Origin of the sequence: Saccharopolyspora soli (genome assembly GCF_022678645.1) — a bacterium.
Taxonomy (GTDB): domain Bacteria; phylum Actinomycetota; class Actinomycetes; order Mycobacteriales; family Pseudonocardiaceae; genus Saccharopolyspora; species Saccharopolyspora soli.
In genome coordinates this window covers 1-20,206 of record NZ_JALBWV010000105.1, presented here as the reverse complement: position 1 = coordinate 20,206, position 20,206 = coordinate 1, and the positions used below count along the sequence as shown (strand labels likewise).

The following is a 20,206-nucleotide window of genomic DNA, read 5'->3' as shown; positions in this document are numbered from 1 at the left end:
GGCCGGAGCTTGAGCGTCATGGCGGCACCTTAGATCAACACGCAACGCTGCCTGAACCCTGTGAGACCGGCGCGGCTGGTCGGACCCGGCCCATTGAAGAAATGCCATCGAACTGAGACACCGGGGCGGACATGCCGACTGAGACACCGAGCAAGACCGCAGGTCAAACAAGATCAAGATGTCGCGGAGTTTGAGCCCCTACACGCGATGAGCGTCACCGACCGCGTTGGCGACGAGTTCCCGATTCTGTCGAACAGGGCGCCGTGATCACATGCGTGACCACCCACGCCACCTGGAAGGCGTCGACCAAGAGTCCCAACGGCGATCAGAAGCCCCACACGCCGCAGAAGCCCTCAAGCCGCCCCCAAGCCTCACTCGAACCCAACCGCGCAGGAGCGAAGCTCTCAGCGTCAGGAATGGCCGCCGAGCAGTCCCAGGCCCAGATCGCCGCGCTGCCCGCCGAGGCACTCACGGCGCTGGCGCTGGCCCCGTGGAACGGCCACCCCTACCACCGACACCGACCGGACAGCCCGATGCGCGCATGGCGCTTCGGCCCGCACGGCGAAGGCGACATCGTGTACCTGATCCTCAACGACCAACGCCGCGTCGACCTACTCGTCGTGCTCTGGCTGGCCTGACACCCCACGCCCTGCCGCCGGACGGCGACGAGCCGAGCCGCTGGGCCGTCAAGGCGGAGGGGCGCCCTCGGCGCCATCACCGTGATCGGGTTCGGCGAACCTCATACCGTCGGCAAGAAGTCGGGCGATGTGCTCCAAGCTCAGCCGTGCGGACGCCGTCCACACCTGGTCCATGCCCTGGCGGTCGAGGTGATCGAAGCATGCCTGCAAGGCGGAGAGGTAGCCGCAGGCCACGTGGTATTCGCGACGCAGTTCGCTGGTCACCAGCCCAGTGTCACGCCGTTCCGTGGCCGAGGCGGAGTGGCTTGCTCGACTCCAGGGGCCGATGATGAGCACATGGTGGCCGTCTGGCACGGGTCGCTGACGTTTTCCCTGGTCAACATCCCGATCAGGCTGCACCCGGCCGCCCGCGACCGGTCGGTGACCTTCCGCCAGGTCCACGGCTGCGGGGGCCGTATCCGTCACCGCCGCGTCTGCGAACGCGAAGACCGCGAAGTCCCACTTGAGGAGATCATCCGCGGCTACGACACCGGCGGCCAACTCGTGCCCCTCGACGAGGAGGATCTCGACCGGCTTCCGCTGCCCACCCAGCACCGGTTCGAGATCGCCGCGCTGCCCGCCGAGCAGGTTCCGCCCACGCTGTGGGGCCGGGCCTACTACGCCCAACCCCACCCCGCCAACGGCGCCGAACGCGCCTACGTGCTCCTGCGCGACACCATGACCGACGCCGAGCACGTCGCGATCGGCCAAATCGCGTTACGACAGCGCGAGCACCTGGCCATGCTCCGCCCCGAGCGCCGCCTGCTCGTCCTTCAGCTCCTCTACTGGCCCAGCGACCTCAACGACCCCAGCCCGTTCGAGCCCGCCCCGGTAGAGATCCCGCCGCGCGAACGCCACCTCGCCCGCACCCTGCTCGACGCACTGCGTGACGATTTCCACCCTGACCACTACCGCGATCACTACCGCGACGCGGTGGACCAACTCGTCGACGCCAAGATCGCCGGACGCCTCCCCCACGCGGCGCCCGCTGACGACCAAGCCCCGGCCGACCTCGCTGCCGCACTCGAAACCGCCCTGGTGCAGGCCCGCGCCAGCAAGCGGCCCCGCCGGTCCTGACCGGCGCCGACCGAACCGTTCCAGCGGCCAACCGGCGTCCGGACACTGTCCGCAGATAGTGTCCGGACCGTGCCGGACGGCCGCCACGGTCGGTCCGGTCGGCCGGTCCCTGTCCGGATACGGCTGTCCGTGCTGCCCGGCACGCTGCCTCAGTTCGAGGCGCAATTCGAGGCCAACACCGGTAACGGTGTCCACGAGTCGCGGCCAGCACGCGGCAAGGACTGGTCGACCGGACAGGGGCTGTCTGAGGAAGGATGCTGCCGCCGGACACGTCCGTGAACGAAGCACGGTCCTCGGCCGGATGGTTCGGCCATGTCGCTCTGTGGCTTCCTGTTCCCCTCGAACGTGCACCAGCGGAGAGAACGTCAACCCCGCACCCTGTTGCTCGACGCATTGCGCGGCAGCGCGGCGATTTCCACTCCGTGCCCACTACCAGGACGCGCTGCGCGGTGCCGAAACCCCAGCCGACCTCGCTTTCACACTTGGAATCCGCTCGGGGTCGCGCCAGCAGGCAGCATCATCGGCTATGGACGGCGACGGTGAACACTGACGTTCCGTGCCCCTATTCCGTACGGAATAGGGCCACGGTCGGCGAGCCGAGGTACTTGGCGGCGGCGTCCGCGATCGCCTCCGCGCCGCCAAGTCCGCGTTTCAACCGGCAGCGAGCCGCCTTCTGATGTCATGTCCGGACACCGTCCGCCCCACCGGCTGGTGTCCGGACAGGGGCTGTTCCATTCGGTCACCGGATCACGGACAGAAGCGGCCTACTGTCCGTGATCCGGATCGTGTGCTCCCGCAGGGGCCGAGGATGCCGGTCAGTGGGCGGCATGGGAGCGGACAGGGAGAGGGTGCTGTGCCGTGGCATTCTGGTCGTTCCGGCACACCTGGAGAAGGTCATGAAACAGCCCGCCACCGGTCGCCGCCGCACCTTCTGCTCGACCGCCTGCCGGGTACGCGCCCATCGCAAATCCCGCGCCGCGAGCTGAACCTGCCCCCGGAGCCCGCCGACGCTGTCGGTGGGCTCCGGCATGATCAGCCCGATATCGAACTTTCGAGACGGAATATGGGTGGTGAGCACTGTGGCGGGCAGGCATGACCAGGCACCGCAACGCGCCACTGACCCCAGAAGGTCGTCGGCGGCTGTGCGTGCGGGTGGACTCCGGCCGTCCGATCGCCCACGTCGCCGCTGAAGCGAACGTCTCCCGACGCTGCCTGGCCAAGTGGTACGCCCGATGGCGCCGACACGGCGACGCCGGTCTGCTCGATCGATCCTCCCGGCCCGGACGCAGCCCGACCACCACGCCTGATGAGGTCGCAGACCTTATCGAGGCCCTGCGTCGGCAGACCAAGCACGGGCCAGTCCGCATCGCCGAAGCCCTGGCCCGCCATCACGGGCTCACCGTGGCGCCAGCGACCATCCATCGCGTCCTGGCTCGCCGCGGACTGAATCGGCTGCGGGACCTCGACCCGCCCACCGGGGAATCGCTGCGTGCCGTCGTCCGCTACGAGCACGAGCGCGCCGGGGATCTCGTGCACGTCGACGTGAAGAAGCTCGGCCGCATCCCCGCTGGTGGTGGCTGGCGAATGCACGGCGTCGGCACCGACGGCGCCCGCGCCTCCAAACGCATCGGAGCGGGCACCGGGCGGGTCGGCTACCTCTACCTACACAGCGCCGTTGACGACTACTCCCGGCTGGCCTACACCGAAGCACTTGACGACGAGAAAGCCGACACCGCCGCCGGATTCTGGCTGCGAGCCGTGGCGTTCTTCGCCGAGCACGGCATTACGCCGATTCACCGCGTGCGGCACCGACACCAAGCGCAAGCGCACCCGTCCCTACACGCCCCGCACCAACGGCAAGGTTGAGCGGTTCCACGGCACCCTCACCCGCGAATGGGCCTACGTCCGCGACTACACCAGCGAAACCGAACGCCTGTCCGCACTCGCGGACTTCCTCAACCACTACAACCACGAACGCGGACACACCGCCCTCGACGGACGGCCGCTGATCTCCCGGACTCGCGGCAGCGACTTCCGCATCACCACCGACCGTCCACCCGAACCGAACCAGCCACGCCAAGGACCGAACAGCTCACCCTCGACGACTACTTCGAGGAACCAACCTCATGAGACAGCACAGGTAGGTGGTGCGGTCTGGTGCGGTCTGGGACGTGCCTGGCCCGTCGGGTTGTGACCCGAAGCTGCGGACCGGTCCCTGCTCCGGCCTATCTCGGTCCGACCCGGCCAGACAGCTGTGTCGCGGCTCGGTGGGTAGTTCAGTCTCGATCCCGCCGGATTCCTATTCCGTACGGAATAGGGCGGACCGGTCGCTGAGGTGAAGCGGACGCGTTCTGCTGGGCAGTGGACAGTTGATCCGGTCAGCCGATCGGCGCCGAGCTTCACTGACCCGATCCTGCACTGCGCGGCACCGCGAAGCGCCTGAGACGAGTCGCCTATTCCGTACGGAATAGGCGAGGCGTACTGGATCAGGGGTTGGGTGATCCATACGCTGTGGGGCATGGCGAAAGCAGCGAGGCAGGCCGCGATGAAGGCGGCGGTGGGCCGGGGGCGGGGAGGTGGACGTACCCGCCGTCCACGTGTGGAGACGGTGGAGGCGGCGCCGACTGGTGTTGCCACGGTGGCCCACGATGATGACGATGAACCGCGGGGAAATCTTCTGGACACCGTCGTTGGCACGACGGCAGCGGAACTGGATGCTGCGGTGAAGGAAGCCGCGGCCCATATGGACCGGTTGCCGCGGATCACGTTGGCCACGATCACTCCGCACCCGCACAACCCGCCGGAGCGCGCGCTCGCCGAACCCGAGACGATCGAACTCGGTGAGGACATCAAGGCGAACGGGTTGCAGCAGCCGATCGTGATCGCGCCGCGCCAGCGGATCGAGGAAGACGATCCGGCTGCGGCGGCGCTGCTGCCGGAGGGGGCCGAGTGGGTCATCATCATCGGTCACCGCCGCTACGCGGGGTCCGTGCACGTCGGGCTCACCGACCTGCCCGCCCTCGTGCGCACGGGGCCATGTGACCCGGTCACCATTGCCGACATCTTCCTGTCCGAGAACTTCCAGCGGAAGAAGCCGGACGCGATCATGGAAGCGCAGGCGTACGAGCGCTATCGCACGTCGGGCCTGTCCACCACCCAGATCGCGGAACGCCGCGGCGTCGCGCAGGGACAGGTGGTGAAAACCCTGAAACTCACCAAACTGGTGGAGCACTCGCCGCAGGTGGCGGCCAAGGTTCGCAGCGGCGAGATGACTCGGGCCGACGCCTACGCCTTTCTCGAATTGGCCGCCGAGGACCGCGATCGGGTGTTCGCCGCGTGGGAACAGTCGCAGACAACCGACGAGCCGCAAACCCTGCGCGTCTGCGCCCGCCGCCTCCAACGCAGCGACCAGGCGAAGACCCCGCCCGCCCAAACGACGGCGCCGCAGGCCAGGAGCAGCCCAGGCGAATCCGCAGCAGAGCACGCGACCGCTGTCGCTACGAGAACAGACGATCAGCAGACCGAGCAGGCCCCGAAAACTCCATCAGGACCGGCGTGGCTCGCGGCCTTGCAACTGCCGCTGAGTGCCACCGTGCGTGCCGACATTCTCACCGACGCCGACCTGTGCACCAATCCCGAAGACGCCACCGACCTCGGCTGGCGCGCGCCGGTGGCCACCGCTCTCGGAATCGATCTGCCCGAGACGGGGCCGCTGGATGGGGTGATGGTCAAGCAGGTCACATGGCGGCGGATCGCCGTCGGTCGGGCGCTGTGGCTCCTGGAACAGGCTGCCGGGCAGTGCGCCGACGACGAACCACCGCACGTTCAGCGTCACCGCCAGCGCCTCGCCGATCTTGGCCTGGCGTAGTCACAGCCCCGGTGCTGGCCGGTGTCGCGATGGATGGAACCGAGATGTGATCCGGACGTGCCAGGCTGATCACCGGCGTGTGCCCAGATCGGGAAGCGCCACCTGACCTATTCCGTACGGAATAGGTCGCAGCCCCGTCGACCAGGAGGTGGGCGTGAACAACATCGCAGTCGTCAGCGGAACCACAGGAGTCGGTAAATCATCGCTGGCTCACAACCTGGCGGCGATGCAGGCCATCCGCGGGCAGCGTGTCCGCGGCATCGGCCTGGACCGCCAATGCACGCTGAGTTTGTGGAACGGTATCGACCTCGACCCCGACGATGGCGCCCTCTACGTCGGTGACGTACTGCAGCGCAAACGGCGGATCAAGACCGGCGAGGTCGACGATCGGGGAAAGCCGGTGAAGCGGCCAGTGCACTTCGCGGATGTGGAGTGGCAGACGCCGATACCGCGATACACCCTCATCCCGGAAGCTCGCGAACTCGAATACGACATGCTCAAGATCGCGCAAATGGGCGGTTGCGCCGAGGTACTCAAGACCGAAGTGCGCGACGCCTCGCCGGTAGATACGAACTGGTTCGACACGCCTGGTGGCGCGAATCCGCTCTCGCTAGCGGCGTTGGCCGCCGCTGACTGGATCATCGTCGTGGTCTGCCCCACGCCCAAAGGGGTCCAGATCGGCGAAACCTTGCAGTGGATCGAGGAGATGCAGGAGGACGGGAAAACCCAGGCGGAACTCGTCGGCATCGTGCCTAACATCGTCCCCGCTGTCCGCGAGGGAGGGGCCTACCAGGACGTGATGGACCAACTCAACGCCCCAGCCGAAGAAGGCGGATACGCGGACATGCTGCTGCCAGCGATCCGCAAACAGCACTACGAGATCACCGCCTTCGCCATGTCCCGCCCGCTGGCCGCCGCGTTCCCACGAGCCGAGATCACCGCCGATTACGAGGACCTACTGAAGGACCTCGATCGTCGCGGAGTCACGAAGTAGCAGGCGCGCGTGAACGGTCGCGGCTCGGTGACGGTGACGTGCGGGCGGGGTGTGGTCATATGAGACTGACCAGGAAGGAAAGCTGATCTCCCTGGAAGGAGGTGAGGTAAGTTGGGTCCGGTCGTCAGGTTGGAAGGTGTTGTGGAGGTGAGCGTGGAGGCGGGCGTGGAGGTGCCGCAGCGGCGTCGGGGTGAGAGCGCGGTGGCGTATTACCGGCGGTTGCAGCGGCGGCGGCGCGCGGTGGCTGCGGCGGCGCCGAATTGGCGGGACAAGGCGTTCGCGGAGGGGCGTCGTCAGGGGTTGGCGCCTCGGGAGATCGCCGCGGTGTTGGGGACGTCGAAGGAGTGGCTGTATACCGTGCGCGCCCCGCGCCCTGTGCCGAAGGAGTTGGAGCGGCATGTTCCGCCGCAGGATGCGCACGAGGACGATCTCGCTTACTGCGCTCGGTTGTATGAGGAGCGGGATGCGATCAGCGCGGTGATGCCGCGGGTCGCGGCGGAGGCGGTGGCCGAGGTGGAGGCGGCGGATCCGACGGTGACGCGCACGAAGATCGCCGCGGCGTTGAACATTAACGAGCGGTATCTCCGCCGTCAGCTCGCCCGCTACGAGCAGGAACTCGACGCGGACCCGAGTCCTGGTGAGGCGCCGCGGTAGAGCAGGTAAGCACTCCTGGACGAGATGGCCGCACGCAGACGTCTCGGCCGTCCGCGAGTCCCGAAACCGCCCGCCGTGACCGGAGACGACGAGGACGATCCGGCGGCAGTGCAGGACGCGGCGATGCGCTATGCCCGCGAGCACGTCCTGGAGGTGTCAAACCAGCGTCGGGCGGGGTTCGCTGAGGGGTTTTGCGCAGGTTGGTGTGGGGTTTCATGCTGGGAGTATGCGGCCTGTTGATCTACCTGCCGTGCGCGATACGTTGGTCCGGGACTGCGCCTCGCGCACTGTGGTCGCTCCTGGTGAGGATGGGGCGGTTGAGGCGCTGGAACAGACGCTGCGTACGGCTGAGTTGTTCTGGGTGACCGCGCCGATGGCGCAGCTGGCCCGCGAGGTCGCTGAACGCGAGATCGCTGAAACGCGGTGGCTACCGGCCGACCGGCCCGCAGGTTGTGGGTTCCTTCTCGTTGAGGATGGCCTCGGGCCGGTGCCGGTAGGACGTGGTGGCGAGACGGCGACCGCGCAGGCCGTCAGCTGGGGTCCGCACCCTGACGGGCTGATGCTGACCTGGTGGATCAGCCGCGCAGCGATGGAAAAGATCTGCGGCCGGACGCGGCACCATCCCCCACCGTTGTTCGGTGTCGGAGGCGTGATCGTGTCGGTGGAGGACCGCTACCGGCCGTTGACCGACCTGCGGCTGCCGATCATCCGAGCCAGAGCGGGCATGATCCAGGCGATGTGGTTGCTCATGGACATGCCCGGCGTCGCCTCGGCAACACCTGCCACTCCTGCTCCTGCTGCACGTACCGCAGCCGCTCACAGAGCTCGCGACGAAGTTTATGAGCCTGTCGTGACGGTGATCCAGATCCGTCGCCAGCAACCCGTTGCCCGCGGCACGGGACGCAGTCATTTCCACCACCGCTGGGTCGTACGCCCGCACAAACGCTGGCAGGCATGCGGGCCAGGTCATCGCAACCACCGCCGCATCCTCATCGCTCCACACATCAAAGGTCCCGCCGGAGCACCGCTACTGCATCGCGACCACGTCACCCTCTGGTGCCGGTAACAACCACCGGGCGAAGTGCCGTCATTTCGCACTCACATCGCGGACCGCCTGGAGCACTGGTGTCCGACGTGACGGACGTGTTCGTCGACCTGAGCAGGCTCGACGGCGGCGCCGAGTTTTGACAGCGTCGACCAGGCGCCGGTCGACCTTCGAGCAGCCGGGCACCCCACTGCGCCGCCACGGTGTCCGGCTGCTGGGTGAGCCGACCGGCTCGAACACGGGCCGCGGGCAGAAGCAACCACCTCGGTGTCGCTGCCGGTCCGGGTCGAGGCGTGATCGTGGGAGCGCGAAAACCCTGATGCCGTCTGGGGATGCTCATCTGGTGCTCGTTTTTCGAACAGCCGGTTGAGGTAAGTTGAGTACGGTACTAGACTTACCTGCACCGGTTGTGGTGTGCCGCGGAGGTTGCCGATGAGCCCGAATCCGATCACCGAGGTTGAACTGTGGGATGGCCGTGTGGTGTGGAGCTGGGGGCGGGTGGACGGGCTGCCCGCGTTCACGTGGGGCAACGCGCCTGAGGGGTTGGTGACCCTTGCCCAGTTGCATGCGGGTGGTCTGCAGCGGTGCCGAGGTCAGGAGCCGTTTGCGGTGTTGGTGTGGCGGGGTGGGAGTCGGACGGCGAACTTGTGGCGTGCCGATGAGGCGGTGCCGCTGCAGGAGTTCACGCCGCGGCGCCGGGCCGCGCTGACGTTGGCGTATCTGGCGCAGCATGTGTGTGCGTGTGGGGTGGAGCATGATTACTACGCCCGCGTGCACGGCTGCGTCGACTGCTGCCCGGAGGCCGCGGAAGAGGCGACCGCATGACCACCCCGGAACGCACGCCAGCTCCGCAGCGGCGGACACCGCGCGTCGTCGTGGCTGATCGGTCGGTTTGTGGTGGCCGTCGACACGGCACCGTAATGCCTATCGCAACTATGGTTGCCGCTGCGCTGATGCGCTGGCCGCTGACCGGTCGTATCGAAAGCGCCTGCGCGCTGGGCATATTCCTGCTGCGCTGGTGCCCACTGTGGGCAGCCGCCGCCGAATCCAGGCGCTGCCGAGCGGATCACCGCGGTCTACGAACAGTTTTCCGGCACGCCCGGACCCTCGCGATCGGCCCAAGTGCGTGCCCGGAAGGCGGGCGTGCCGACTCCCGCGGCGTGGGAGGGCATCGACATGGACGACCCGACCGCGCGGCCCTCGGGCGTTCCGACCATGTTCATCGACCCTGACCGGCGCACGCGCTACCGCGTTGCCTGACGTCACCAGAGACCGACGTGGCGGGTGCGGGTGCCGAACCGCCACCCAGGAGAAGGAGGTAAGGCAGATGTCGGCTCCGTTCCCGGAGGAATGCCCGATATGCGGCAGGGAGTGCGCCGCCGTTCGGAATGAGTGCGGCTATACCGAGTTCGTGTCGCACCGGATGCCCCTGGACGCAGAGGGCGAAACCGAGTGCTGGGACGAGGTCGCGGTCGAGCACAATGACCAGGACGAGCGCAGGAGTTGATCGTGGCGAAGGACATCAGGATCGACGTCTCCGAGGTCCCGGAGAAGCAGCGCTACCGGACCGAATACGGCGAGTTGTCCCATTACGTCACGGTGGTGCTCGGCGGCGGCATGTGCATCCCGGTCGCGCATGCCCCTGCGCGCGAGTTGGCCGAGGTTGCCGCCGCCGCGCTGCAGCGCTGGGCCGACGAGGACCCCGAGGGGCTCTACATCGCGATGTGGACCGCCCGCATCCGGTGACCACTCCACTGAAATCCGCCATCACAGTAGGGAGAACGACACGATGACTGGACCCGAGCACTACCAGAAGGCCGAAGAGCTTCTGCGGCGCGGCGAGCCACACCACATCGCAGAGGCCCAGGTGCACGCGACGCTCGCGCAGGCCGCAGCGACCGCGTTGAACGCGATGGTCGTCGACAACAACACCGGCGAAGCGCACTTCGACAAGGACATGCAGGACTGGCACGAGTCTCTGGGCGAACAGGCGCGATGAATCGCGAGCACCACGCAGCAGCGCACCGAGGGGCTGCTGACGTTGGTCAGCGCAAGCACTACCAGCGGCAGGCCGAGCGAGTCGAACGCGAACGCGGCTACTGAGCCGCACAAGGGGTTCGTCAACGTTGTGCTGAGCAGGTCCGGGAGGTTCGACAGTGCGTGACTACATGGATGTCGCTGGGGATGTGGCGCCGGGCTGCGGCGACTGCCGTGACCGCGGGTGCTGCGAGTGCCAGCCCTGCGAGCACCCGCAGCATCAGCCGGAGCCGATGACGGCCGAGCAGGTGCAGCGGTTCCTGACCGAGTTGCCGTTTTAAAGCGATTAACCGGTGAGGTAAGTTGAGTACGGTACTTAACTTTTCAGGAGAGGAGATGTTCGTGCATCTGTACCTGGTGATGCGCAAGCCTGATCACTTCGCCGATCCGGAGTTCCTGTCCCTGCACCGCACCCGTGAAGGCGCGCAGGATCGGGCTGATGCCTACAACGCCCGTTTCGGTCATGCTGCTGATGATCCGTTTCGTGCCACGGTCACGCGGGTGACCGACCGGTTCCAGCAGGAGACCGCCACCGCGCCTGCCGAGATCGAGGAGTGACCGTGACCGAGGCGAGTGTGACCGCGGACCTGGTCCTCATCGCCGAGACCGAGGAGGGGCCGTCGGTGCTGCTGGTGTGGCGTGCGGCGGATTCCGACGCCTACCCCGGCGCACCGGCTCTGCCGGGGGGCTACCTCAACGCAGGCGAGACATTCCGCCAGGCGGCGATCCGCGAGTGCGCCGAGGAGACCGGGGTGAGGGTACCGGGTTCGGCTTTGGTGTTCGTCGGGATCTACGACGCACCGGAGCGGGATCCGCGTGGCCGGGTGGTCTCGGGAGCGTTCGCCGCAGTGCTCGATGAACCGGCTGTGGCGACCGCGGCCGATGACGCCGACGCCACGGGGTGGGTGCCGGTGCGGGATGTGCCGTTCGACGAGTTGGCGTTCGACCACGACACGATTCTGCGCGACGCGCTGATCGCGTTGAAAATCGACCGCTCGGTGTGCTGATCGAGAAGGATGAGGAGGGTCTGGTGGGATCGTTGAAGATTGACGCTGAGAACGGTCTGGTTGTGGTGCGGGTTTCTCACCCGACGAATCCTGGGGAGAGTGTTGGCATCGCTCTTTCTCCGAAGATGGCAGACGAGGCAGCAGATGTCTTGAAGGCGTGTGCGCGCGAGGCGCGGCGGCAATGACGCGCTGACGACGGACATCGCGCAGGTGCTCCGCCGCGCGCCGCCGATCAGTCAGGAACCAGTGCGCCCCGGCCACTCACGGCCGGGGCGCACTGCTGTGCAATGGCGTTCGACGAGGAAAGGGTGGGGTGATGTCGCTGCGGGAGAGGCTGGCGGCTGGGCCGCTGCGGTGGTGGTGTGCGGATCGGTTGGGCGGGGTGTCGATGCTGACTGCGTCGTTGGCCGCGATCGCTCGCCAGCACGAACCGCTGCGCCTGCCGCAGGGTGTGGATGAGGAGTTGGTGGCGGCGGCGTTTCGGCAGCGGGTGGCCTGGTGCGTTCAGCACGCCCCGCCCTACCGTGTGCTGGCCGCGTGGGTGCGCACGGGCGTGGTGTCGCCGGGCTGGGCGCACACTGCGGCGGCGGCGTGGCCCTCGCATGCTCCGCTGAGTGCGTCGCAGCGGGCTCGGGCGTGGGCGTGGCGGCCGACCGCGACCGGCTGGCGGGACCTCGGCCAGCCGTCGGAGCCCGCCCGCGGCGGACCGGTCGAGGACGCGCTCACCGATCTGCAGGTTCGCATGGTGCGCTACCTCGCCGCCCATGCGCCCTCGGGGACTGTGGGACCACGCGGCGCCGAGGTGGGCTTGGCGCGGATCTGCTGGACGGCGGCCGTCTTGGAGCGCGATGCCGCTGTGCTGCTCGTCGACGACCCGGCCACCGCGGTGCACCAGTTGCGGTCCGACATCCCCGACGGCGCCCTCGCGAACCTGGTCGACCTGGCCGCGTTGTTCGGGAAGCCGGATTCCGGGGCGGCGGGCCTGCGGCGGTGGGCAGGCGAGCCCGCCACGGGAGCGCCGCTGGGGATCGTGAACCCGGTGATCGTGCCCGGCTGGGCCTGCCGCGGGCTGTTGGTGGGTGAGACGCTGCTGACCGTGTTCACCGACGAGGCCCTGGATCCGGAGGTGACCGCGCCGAGGTTGTGGGAGCTGCTCGCCAGCGCCTGGCTGGACACCGAGGACCGTTTCCAGATCCGCTACGTCGGGGTGTATCTGGCCCGGTTCGGGAGGGTGCAGCGGTGGGGGCTGCGGATGCTCATCGACCAGTGCACCGGCTCGCCCCGCACACGCAGCACCACCCGCGAGGAGTTCCTTTCCCTGGCCGCCACGCTGATTCGCGCGGACGGCGGGCAACCACCACCGTCCACACCAGACCGGGCGGTGGAAACGCCGCCGTGGAGTCAGTAACCCCGCTGAACCCGTCCTGCCGTAGGCCGGAGTCGATATCACCGCGGGAGCGCGGCCAGAACGGGTGCGCCTCCTGGAAGACGTCAGTGGGGATTGGGATGCTGAGCCAGAGCTCCCGACGTCGACGGGTAGAGAGCGGCGTTGTCGGGAAGGGTGCTGGTTGGGCGTGGACGAGGTCGTGCAGTTCGACGATGAGAACGACGCGCAGGAGACGATGGAATCGCTGCTGGCGCATTTTCGGCGGATCGCTGAGCAGCAGCGGCCGGAGGTGGAACGCGCGATCGCGTCCCTGGCCCAGTGGAGCGACACACCATGACCTCCGAACCTGCGGGCTGCTCGGTGGCACGCCAGCAGGCCGCCGCGGCGAGTAGGCAGAGCAGTCTGTGATCGCGCTCGTGCGCACTCCGAAGTCCGGCCGCGGGGATTCGCGTTCACCTGCGACATTGCTTCACGTGGTCCGCCCTGCGTAGCCGCGGGAAGGGCGTGGCTCAACTGGGGGAATCGGGTGCCGATAACCGGGGGAGAGGAGGTGTGTCGTGCTGGATCGCGGGTGGTGGGACGACGAGCGGATGCGGGACGCTCTGGCGAAGCGGGACGTCACCGCGGTGTTCCGGCTGCTTCGCCAGGAGTGGGGGATTTCGCAGCGGCAGATCGCCGAACGTACGGGTTGTTCACAGTCGGATGTGTCGGAGATCATCAACGGGCGTCAGGCGAAGGCGTATGACCTTCTCGCGCGGATCGCTGATGGTCTGGGTATTCCGCGTGGCTTACATGGGGTTGGCCTACGACCCGACATGGTCCGAATCCGAGGTGGGGGAGGACGAGGAGGTGCAGCGGCGACGGTTTCTGGCGTTGGCCGCGGCGAGCGCGGGGTATGGCGTGCTGGGAGACCCGGTTCCCGCAGTCCTGCCCGTGGCGGAGCCGGTCCTGCCCGCGCGGATCGGGGCCGTGGATGTGGAGGCGCTGGAGGCGGTGGCCGCGGGTCTGCGGGACCTCGATCAGCGCTGCGGCGGTGGTCTGGTGCGGTCCGCGACCGTCGCGTTGGCCGACCATGTGCGCCGCCTGCTCAACGTCGCCACCGCCAGCGCCACCGTGCAGCACCAGCTCCTCGCGCTGCTGGCACGGTGTGAGGGACAGGCAGCGTGGGCGGCGCTGGATCTCGGCGACCGCGGCGAATGCCGCACGCGCTGGGACCGCGCGTTGGCGGCGGCAGACCAGGCCGCCGACCGCCCGCTGATCGGGCACGTGCTCTACGGCGCCGCACGATCCGAGCTGCACCACGGCGAAGCCGCCGCGGCACTGAAACTCCTGCAGCTCGCCGAGCTCTCGGCGCGCGGCAGCCGCCAGCGGGCGCTGCTCGCGGCCAACGCCGCATGGGCTTCGGCGATGCTGCCCGCGCCGGAGGCGGCCCGTCGCCGCATCGCCGAAGCCCGCGAAGCCCACCCTGCCGACGACGGCGAGGCGACGTGGCTGTCCTGGTTCCAGCAGGCCGATTTGCTGGCGGTGACCGGCGCCGCCCACGCCGCACTCGGCGACTGGGACGCGGCGCTGGAGGACACCACGGCGGCGCTGCGGCACCGCCAGACCACCGAGCACCGGCCGATCGTGTTCGAAACCACCACGCTGGCCGTGGCGCATCTACACGCGGGGGATCATGAGGCCGGACAGGAGGCCGGGTGCCGCGCCCTGGAGTTGGCCCAGGGTCTCCGGTCGGCCCGCGTTGCCGACAGGCTCACACCACTGCAGACGGTGGCCGCAGCCTCGCGCCGGTCCGATGTGCGAGACCTGGGGCGGCGGGTCGCGCAGTACCGCGCCCGCTACCGCTGCTGGTGAAGGTCGGCGACCGTGCGATCTCCGCCCAGCACGGCGCGGGCTTCCGCGTACGTCACCCGTCGACCGAGCTCGGCGCCGAGCGCGACGACGAGCGCATCGAGGATGCCGCGGATGTGGCCTTTGGTGCGCGCCGAACGTTCCGGCCGATCGTCACCCTCCACGCCGAGCGCGTGGACGTCAGCACGGGCGAGCGCGCACAAGGCCGCGACCACGTCCCCCGCCACCGGCAGCCCCGGCGCCGGGCCCGCGGCGCCGAGCGCGGAGCGTGCCGCCGCAACCGTCTGCGCGGCATAGGACCGGCCGAAGAGCACGACGTGCACGAGCAGCAAATGCAGTTGGTGCAGGCCGATGCGCTCGCGCCACCCGTCGGCGAGCGGACTGACCTCGTGGTAGGCGGCCAGGATGCGCTCCAGATGCGGGCAGCCGAAGAGCTGGAGCGTCGCGAGGTCGGTTTCGCGGTGGCCACCGTGCGCGGCGGGGTCGAGCAACCACGCCCGCCCTGCGCCCCAGTGGAGGTTGCCGTGCCAGAGATCCCCGTGCAATCGCGCGGGAGGCTCCGGTGGCCCGGCCAGCTCGTCGACACGCACCAGCACCTGCTCCACGACCGCGACTTCCTCGGTGGTGAGCGTGCCGGTGTCGGCGGCCTGCCGCAGGTACGGCCGCACCCGGTGTTCGGCGTAGAACTCGGGCCACCGCGCGCAGGGTTGGTTGCGTAGTGGGGCGAGCCCGATCCACGCGTCGACCGGCCCGCCTGGCGGCGCGGCGCCGAAGGCGGGCGCCCCGGCGGCGTGCAGCGCGGCAAAACCACGGCCGAAATCCTCGGCCGCCGCAGCGGTGGGCGCCGCGGCCTCGACGTGTTCCGTGATCAACCACCGGTCGGTGTGGCCGAGCACGCCCGGCACCGCGACGGCGCCAGGCTCGGCCAGCCACCGCAGCCCGGCCGCCTCGGCGCCAGCCTGCCCCGCCTGCGGGAAGGATTTCGCGACGACGGTGACGACGGTGCTGCCGTCGGCCACCTCGACCGCGCACGTCGCCGCAGAATCGCCGCCACCCAGCTGCCGCGCTCGCAGCAGCGTCTGCCCGGTCGCCGCCTGCACCGCCGCGCCAAGATCCGTCTCCGTCACTCGGGCAAGGCTTCCGTCTTGCCGTACACGCCGCAATAGCGCACGAACCAAGCCTCTTGGTAAATTGAGTACGGTACTCGAATTACCACTCGGTCAGTCCGCGATGCTCGTGGTGCCGATCCGGGTGTGCCTCTCCAGCACACGGGACCTCTCCGGGGACGTGTGCTGGGCGAACCAACCAGCCAGCCAGAACGAAGGAGGCAACAATGGGCCAGAAGACGGTCGGCGTCCTTGTTGAGGAGTACCTGCAAGCAGAGCACGATGCCGGGGAGATCCACGTCAACGATGGGGACTGCGACTTGGTGGCGACGCACATCGTCGATGCGATCGCCGGACTCAGCGACCCCGAGCAGATTCGCCGCGCGGTCGAGGTGGCGTGCTTCGAAGACGCCGATGCGGGCATGCTCGGCCACCCCGAAATCCACCCAACCATCGCCGACATCGTCCTGAACTCCCGCTGACTCCAACAGAACCCAGCAATCGCCTACCAGACGATGACCTCGTGCCGATGCCGAACGCTGATCGCCCAGGAAGGCGACCGTAGTCGGGAGCTGTGACGGAAGGCGTGCCAGCAACTCGACGACGACGGCGCCGACGACGGGTGTTCCGACTTGGTGCTGCATGTCTTCTCCAGGTTTGGTAAGTTAGGTACCGTACGTAATTTACCTAAATTTGGAGAGGTGCACGATGTCGACGATCGTTCGAGCCTCCACCACCGCGGTGCTCCTGGTCGGCCTCGCGGCCTGTCACGAGCCCGGCCACACCAGCACTGGTTCCGGTGACGACACTCCGCGGGTCATCAAGTCCGACTTCAGCGCCGACCAGTCGATGTGTCAGGACGCTGCTGGAGAAACCTGGACCGTCGGCACCCACAAGCCGGTGGGGTTCGCCTGCCCCTCATCGCCGAGCGCCGGTGAGGGGCAGGCCCATGTTGATGAGCCGACGAGTGCGCAACAGCGGTTTGCTCCTGATCCAGTCGAGTTCGGCACCGATGTGCAGTACCTCGATCAGCCTGGCGAGTTCGCCACTGTGTGCAACCCGGACGGCACGGTCGCCAATTACTGGCCGCCCGAGGCTTGGCAGGATGCGGTCGCTGAGTGCCGGAAGCTCAATGCCCAGCGCCAGGAGGTTGTTGACGAGCTCAACCGGCGTGACCCCGGTGCCGGATGGCACTAACCAGAAGCGCCGACCGACCCGACCCTTGGCGGGCACGGCGTAAGTCGGGTTGCGACCGGATCGGGGCACGTCCCCCGATCGCTATTCGGGGAATCCAACCAATGCCTTTCAGGAGTGAGCTATGCCCACGATCGACAGATCAGGCTGCTCGGCCGAGATTCACGGGACGCGGTGGGCGTACAGCAAACGATGCCGATGCGCGGACGCGAAGCGCGTCAAAGCCCGCTACGCGAAGTTCCACGCGGCCGGAGCACTCCCACCCGCGCGAATCAACGCGATCGGCGCGAAGCGGCGCATTCGAGCACTTCAAGCGATCGGTTACAGCCTGGCTGACCTCGCACAGCGGCTCGGATACACCAGCGAAGCGTCCTTCTCGCGAATGTTTCAGTTGCCCGGCATCAGCCGCGAGCGGCACCGCCGAATCGTCGTGCTCTACGACCAACTGTCCATGACTCCTGGGCCGTCACGCCGATCAGTGAAGGCCGCCCAGCGCAAGGGATGGCCACCGCCATTGGCCTGGGAAGGCGTGGACATCGACGACTCGGACGCCGAGGCGATCACGGCTGAGGACACCGGCGGCCGAGATGACGTGGACCACGTGGCCGTTCTGCTGGCCGTGCGCGGCGAGTTGGACAACCCCGCGCACCTGAGCCTGGCGGACCGTCGCGCTGTCGTGGCGGAGCTGACGCGACTCGGCGCGAGCACCGCGCGCATTGCTGCCCGGCTGCGCTGCGGACACCGAACCGTCGACCAACTCCGCGGCCTTTCTACCGCCGCCGAGGCATTCAACCACTGACCGACGGTCTCAAGAAAGGTCGAGAAAGGGAACGAAGGGAACTATGGACAGCGATAGCGACGCTCTTACTGCCGCTTACAGGGTCGGATCAGTGGCCGAGGTGCGGCTGGTGTGGACCGAGGTTCTGAAGGCCGTCGCGACGCGGAATCGTCCGACGCAGGCGCTGTTGCTCAACGCCACCGTGCAGGATCTCAACGGCAGCACGTTGGTGTTGTCCATGCCGCCTTGGTTGGTCAAGCAGCTGGCTCAGCGGCGGCGTTTGGACTTCGTCCGGGATGCGCTGCGGAAAGTGCTGGGTGGCGAGTGGGATGTCCAGTGCGTCGAGGCGGCCCGGTGTCGACCCGTCACCACCAGCATCGAGGCCGGAGCGGCGGATGGAGATGCTGCGGCTCAGCTGGACGCCCAGTTTGTCTGGGATGAACAGGCTGCGGTCGCAGGTGCTGCGATCGGGTCGGAGGAAAACGATACGGATGGAGGTCAACGGTGACGGCGGAGTTTAAGCGTGGTGATCGTGTGGCGACGACGAAGTGGGCCGATCGGGGTTGGCCCGTGGTTCATGGGCGGGTGACGAATCGGATTGATCCTGGTGAGGAGGCCAACGAGGACGGTGTCGAGCCTCGGCTGTTTGTTCACTGGGATGAGACCTCGTTCGAGGACGAGGTCGACGTCGAGGACTTGATGCCGGAGGTGACGCGATGAAGGACGCGATCGACGTCATTGTCAGGTAAGATAAGTACCGTATCAAACTTACCAAGTTTGGTACGGTACTTGGTTCTCCTTGGATGAGGAGAACCAAGTATGCAGATGCAGATTGAAGGAACTGGACAACGACAGTGCTGCGGAGGACTAGGAATGGGTCTGAGTAGGCAGGAAGCAGACGAGTTCGTCAAGACGAACGGGGCACATGCCGCTCGCAACGAGGCGTATGCCCTCGATCGCGAACCTGGGCGAAGCGCTGACGCCGAGGAGCTCTGGGCGGCTGCTGACCGGGTGGACCCCAACACCAGCTGGCCCCACCCCAGTTGACCGCCCTGGCGGGACCACGTTGGTCGGTGCCAACGTGGTCCCGCTTTTTCGTCGATAAGAGGTTCGCTCATTACAACCTCCTGATCACGGTGAGAAGACCTCTACAGACCCGCTGTCCCCAACGCAGGGATCAACATTGGCGAACTGCCGACGGTGCGGACGAACGAACCGGATATCGGTCTGACTTGGGCGCCGCAGCAGAGGGGAAGAAGTCGGAAATGGCCACAGGGATGACTTGGCATTGAGGTTCAGCTTGAAGATCGATTGACCGGTGAGCGGCTCGTGACCCACGAAAAGGGGGAAATCCAGGAATTAGCGGAGCTGAGCGTGCAAGACCGGGTCCGAGAGAGCGGGAACGCCACGCGGCTGTCTGTCGTGTGGAGCTGGTGACGAACCCTTGACGCTGGTTGTGTTGGCCCAAGCTGGGGCGCGACCAGTGACCTGTCATCGGACACGCTGACCAAAGGCGGTATCTCCGCCGAGATGACTTTCGAGTTTGGAGGAACCGATGAGTGAGAGCCCGTACGAGGTGGCGCTCCGGGTAGCTGATGCGGCCAATGACTTGGATCTGCACGATCTGGCGGAGGACGTGGTGGAGGTGGTGTTGGCGTTGCCGAACGTGGTGGTGTTGGAGGAGCCGGATTCGTCCAAGGGACGTGCCCAGGTCGAGGATGTTGCTCAAGCGATTCATCGTGACGTGTGCGGCTGCGCTGATGGTCCGGATTTGAGGACCAGGAAAACCGCTGAGGTGGCTATCAAGGCCCTGCGGGGAGGTTTCGATGGCTGACCTTGATGCCCGGATCCGCGCTCGCCTTGATGCTACGCCAGCCAACCGGCCCGAGTCCGATCTCGCAGACGCTCTCCGCGTGGTGCTGGACAAGTGCGATCGCTTGGGAGGACTCGATACCGCCCACGGACCAGCAGCCGCCGCAGCAATCCGTGCCGCAGTCGCCCGCGAGCTGGGGGTGGACGCCGATGTCTGACCGTGGTCGCGATACCTCCTACGAGCTCACCCAGGGGAACGTGGACGCGAATCAGGACCTGCCTGGATCTCTTCGACGAGCTCGCGAACCCAAGTAGACGCTCAAGGACCTGAAGCGACGAACCGCTGGAAAGGGCTCCCTGGTTTCGTGCTGGGGGGCCTTTTCTGTTTCGGGGTATCCCAAAGGGTGTCTGGTGGGGGTTGAGGCTGTCTGTGGCGGTTTCAGGGGTCTTTCTGGGGGTTGCGGTGAGCCGGTGTGGGTCTGGAGGTCGTGCGGGGGATTCTTTAGCAGTGTGGGTTGGTGTTGTCAAGGGTTTGAGGATGGGTTGGGTGATCTGTCCACAGGGGATTGAGGGTTTTCCTTGCAGAGCAAGGGGATTGTTGTATAGGGTTGTATGTGTGGAGATCGTTGGAAGTGAGGTTTCCCCTTGCGGAGCAAGGGAAGTATCGTCTGTCCACTGCGGAGCAGTGGTATTCCCTTGCGGAGCAAGGGAATGGTGTA

The 20,206-nt window shown here is 67.3% G+C and carries 23 protein-coding genes and 3 pseudogenes; 24 read left to right on the top strand and 2 right to left on the bottom strand.

All coding sequences use genetic code 11. From position 1 onward, the window contains the following. The first annotated feature begins 416 nt into the window (after positions 1-416). Positions 417-638, top strand: a complete 222-nt coding sequence (locus MOQ72_RS41500; RefSeq protein ID WP_242191479.1) for a hypothetical protein — start codon at positions 417-419, stop codon at positions 636-638. A gap of 48 nt (positions 639-686) precedes the next feature. On the opposite strand, the gene MOQ72_RS41495 is transcribed toward MOQ72_RS41500, so the two are convergent. Further along, positions 687-902 (bottom strand): hypothetical protein, encoded by a 216-nt coding sequence (locus MOQ72_RS41495; protein ID WP_242191478.1) that lies wholly within the window; start codon positions 900-902, stop codon positions 687-689. A gap of 72 nt (positions 903-974) precedes the next feature. Between MOQ72_RS41495 and ku the strand changes: the two genes are divergently transcribed. From ku to MOQ72_RS41420, 16 genes and pseudogenes are all read left to right on the top strand, one after another. After that, the gene (ku, locus tag MOQ72_RS41490) at positions 975-1,754 is read left to right on the top strand and encodes a non-homologous end joining protein Ku (protein ID WP_242191477.1); all 780 of its coding nucleotides are present in this window, start codon (positions 975-977) and stop codon (positions 1,752-1,754) included. Between the two features lie 1,092 nt (positions 1,755-2,846). Further along, positions 2,847-3,771 (top strand): annotated as a pseudogene (locus MOQ72_RS41485) (helix-turn-helix domain-containing protein); the annotation flags it as partial. Positions 3,772-4,272: 501 nt separating this feature from the next. Then, a complete protein-coding gene (locus MOQ72_RS41480; protein ID WP_242191476.1) occupies positions 4,273-5,622 on the top strand; it encodes a ParB/RepB/Spo0J family partition protein in 1,350 nt (449 codons plus the stop codon). A 154-nt stretch (positions 5,623-5,776) separates the two neighbouring features. Then, on the top strand, positions 5,777-6,616 hold the full coding sequence (locus MOQ72_RS41475; protein ID WP_242191475.1) for a ParA family protein: 840 nt from the start codon (positions 5,777-5,779) through the stop codon (positions 6,614-6,616). Positions 6,617-6,763: 147 nt separating this feature from the next. Beyond that, positions 6,764-7,270 carry a hypothetical protein gene (locus MOQ72_RS41470; protein WP_242191474.1) on the top strand — a complete coding sequence of 169 codons (507 nt, stop codon included), beginning with the start codon at positions 6,764-6,766 and terminating at the stop codon, positions 7,268-7,270. Positions 7,271-7,643: 373 nt separating this feature from the next. Continuing rightward, on the top strand, positions 7,644-8,336 hold the full coding sequence (locus MOQ72_RS41465) for a hypothetical protein (protein ID WP_242191473.1): 693 nt from the start codon (positions 7,644-7,646) through the stop codon (positions 8,334-8,336). Between the two features lie 411 nt (positions 8,337-8,747). Then, the gene (locus tag MOQ72_RS41460) at positions 8,748-9,140 is read left to right on the top strand and encodes a hypothetical protein (protein ID WP_242191472.1); all 393 of its coding nucleotides are present in this window, start codon (positions 8,748-8,750) and stop codon (positions 9,138-9,140) included. Between the two features lie 684 nt (positions 9,141-9,824). Further along, positions 9,825-10,061: a hypothetical protein gene (locus MOQ72_RS41455; protein ID WP_242191471.1), complete on the top strand. Its 237-nt coding sequence runs from the start codon at positions 9,825-9,827 to the stop codon at positions 10,059-10,061. Between the two features lie 43 nt (positions 10,062-10,104). Continuing rightward, positions 10,105-10,314 carry a hypothetical protein gene (locus tag MOQ72_RS41450; protein WP_242191470.1) on the top strand — a complete coding sequence of 70 codons (210 nt, stop codon included), beginning with the start codon at positions 10,105-10,107 and terminating at the stop codon, positions 10,312-10,314. A gap of 380 nt (positions 10,315-10,694) precedes the next feature. Then, on the top strand, positions 10,695-10,910 hold the full coding sequence (locus MOQ72_RS41445; RefSeq protein WP_242191469.1) for a hypothetical protein: 216 nt from the start codon (positions 10,695-10,697) through the stop codon (positions 10,908-10,910). A 2-nt stretch (positions 10,911-10,912) separates the two neighbouring features. Next, positions 10,913-11,359, top strand: a complete 447-nt coding sequence (locus MOQ72_RS41440; RefSeq protein WP_242191468.1) for an NUDIX domain-containing protein — start codon at positions 10,913-10,915, stop codon at positions 11,357-11,359. After that, complete coding sequence (locus MOQ72_RS41435; RefSeq protein ID WP_242191467.1) at positions 11,353-11,544, top strand: hypothetical protein; 192 nt, start codon at positions 11,353-11,355, stop codon at positions 11,542-11,544. The genes MOQ72_RS41440 and MOQ72_RS41435 overlap by 7 nt, the downstream gene beginning before the upstream one ends. Positions 11,545-11,675: 131 nt before the next feature. Then, positions 11,676-12,767, top strand: coding sequence for a hypothetical protein (locus MOQ72_RS41430; protein WP_242191466.1), 1,092 nt, complete (start codon positions 11,676-11,678; stop codon positions 12,765-12,767). Positions 12,768-12,933: 166 nt separating this feature from the next. Next, the gene (locus MOQ72_RS41425; protein WP_242191465.1) at positions 12,934-13,083 is read left to right on the top strand and encodes a hypothetical protein; all 150 of its coding nucleotides are present in this window, start codon (positions 12,934-12,936) and stop codon (positions 13,081-13,083) included. A gap of 253 nt (positions 13,084-13,336) precedes the next feature. After that, positions 13,337-13,471 (top strand): annotated as a pseudogene (locus MOQ72_RS45935) (helix-turn-helix domain-containing protein); the annotation flags it as partial. Positions 13,472-13,487: 16 nt separating this feature from the next. Continuing rightward, entirely contained in the window at positions 13,488-14,600 is a 1,113-nt protein-coding gene (locus MOQ72_RS41420) for an NsdA family TPR-like regulatory protein (protein WP_242191464.1), read from the top strand. A gap of 260 nt (positions 14,601-14,860) precedes the next feature. Here the strand turns inward: MOQ72_RS41420 and MOQ72_RS41415 are convergent. Beyond that, positions 14,861-15,724: pseudogene (locus tag MOQ72_RS41415) on the bottom strand (fructosamine kinase family protein); the annotation flags it as partial. Positions 15,725-15,930: 206 nt separating this feature from the next. Between MOQ72_RS41415 and MOQ72_RS41410 the strand changes: the two are divergent. The 7 genes from MOQ72_RS41410 to MOQ72_RS41385 all read left to right on the top strand — a co-directional run bounded on the left by MOQ72_RS41410 (position 15,931) and on the right by MOQ72_RS41385 (position 19,705). Next, a complete protein-coding gene (locus MOQ72_RS41410) occupies positions 15,931-16,185 on the top strand; it encodes a hypothetical protein (protein ID WP_242191463.1) in 255 nt (84 codons plus the stop codon). Between the two features lie 226 nt (positions 16,186-16,411). Next, positions 16,412-16,900, top strand: a complete 489-nt coding sequence (locus tag MOQ72_RS41405) for a hypothetical protein (protein ID WP_242191462.1) — start codon at positions 16,412-16,414, stop codon at positions 16,898-16,900. A gap of 121 nt (positions 16,901-17,021) precedes the next feature. Then, positions 17,022-17,696, top strand: a complete 675-nt coding sequence (locus MOQ72_RS41400; RefSeq protein WP_242191461.1) for a hypothetical protein — start codon at positions 17,022-17,024, stop codon at positions 17,694-17,696. A gap of 91 nt (positions 17,697-17,787) precedes the next feature. Beyond that, entirely contained in the window at positions 17,788-18,183 is a 396-nt protein-coding gene (locus MOQ72_RS41395) for a hypothetical protein (protein ID WP_242191460.1), read from the top strand. Positions 18,184-18,260: 77 nt separating this feature from the next. Then, positions 18,261-18,395 (top strand): hypothetical protein, encoded by a 135-nt coding sequence (locus tag MOQ72_RS45030; protein WP_277955453.1) that lies wholly within the window; start codon positions 18,261-18,263, stop codon positions 18,393-18,395. Between the two features lie 835 nt (positions 18,396-19,230). Next, positions 19,231-19,509, top strand: coding sequence for a hypothetical protein (locus tag MOQ72_RS41390; RefSeq protein WP_242191459.1), 279 nt, complete (start codon positions 19,231-19,233; stop codon positions 19,507-19,509). Continuing rightward, a complete protein-coding gene (locus MOQ72_RS41385; protein ID WP_242191458.1) occupies positions 19,502-19,705 on the top strand; it encodes a hypothetical protein in 204 nt (67 codons plus the stop codon). The genes MOQ72_RS41390 and MOQ72_RS41385 overlap by 8 nt, the downstream gene beginning before the upstream one ends. Positions 19,706-20,206 lie beyond the last annotated feature (501 nt).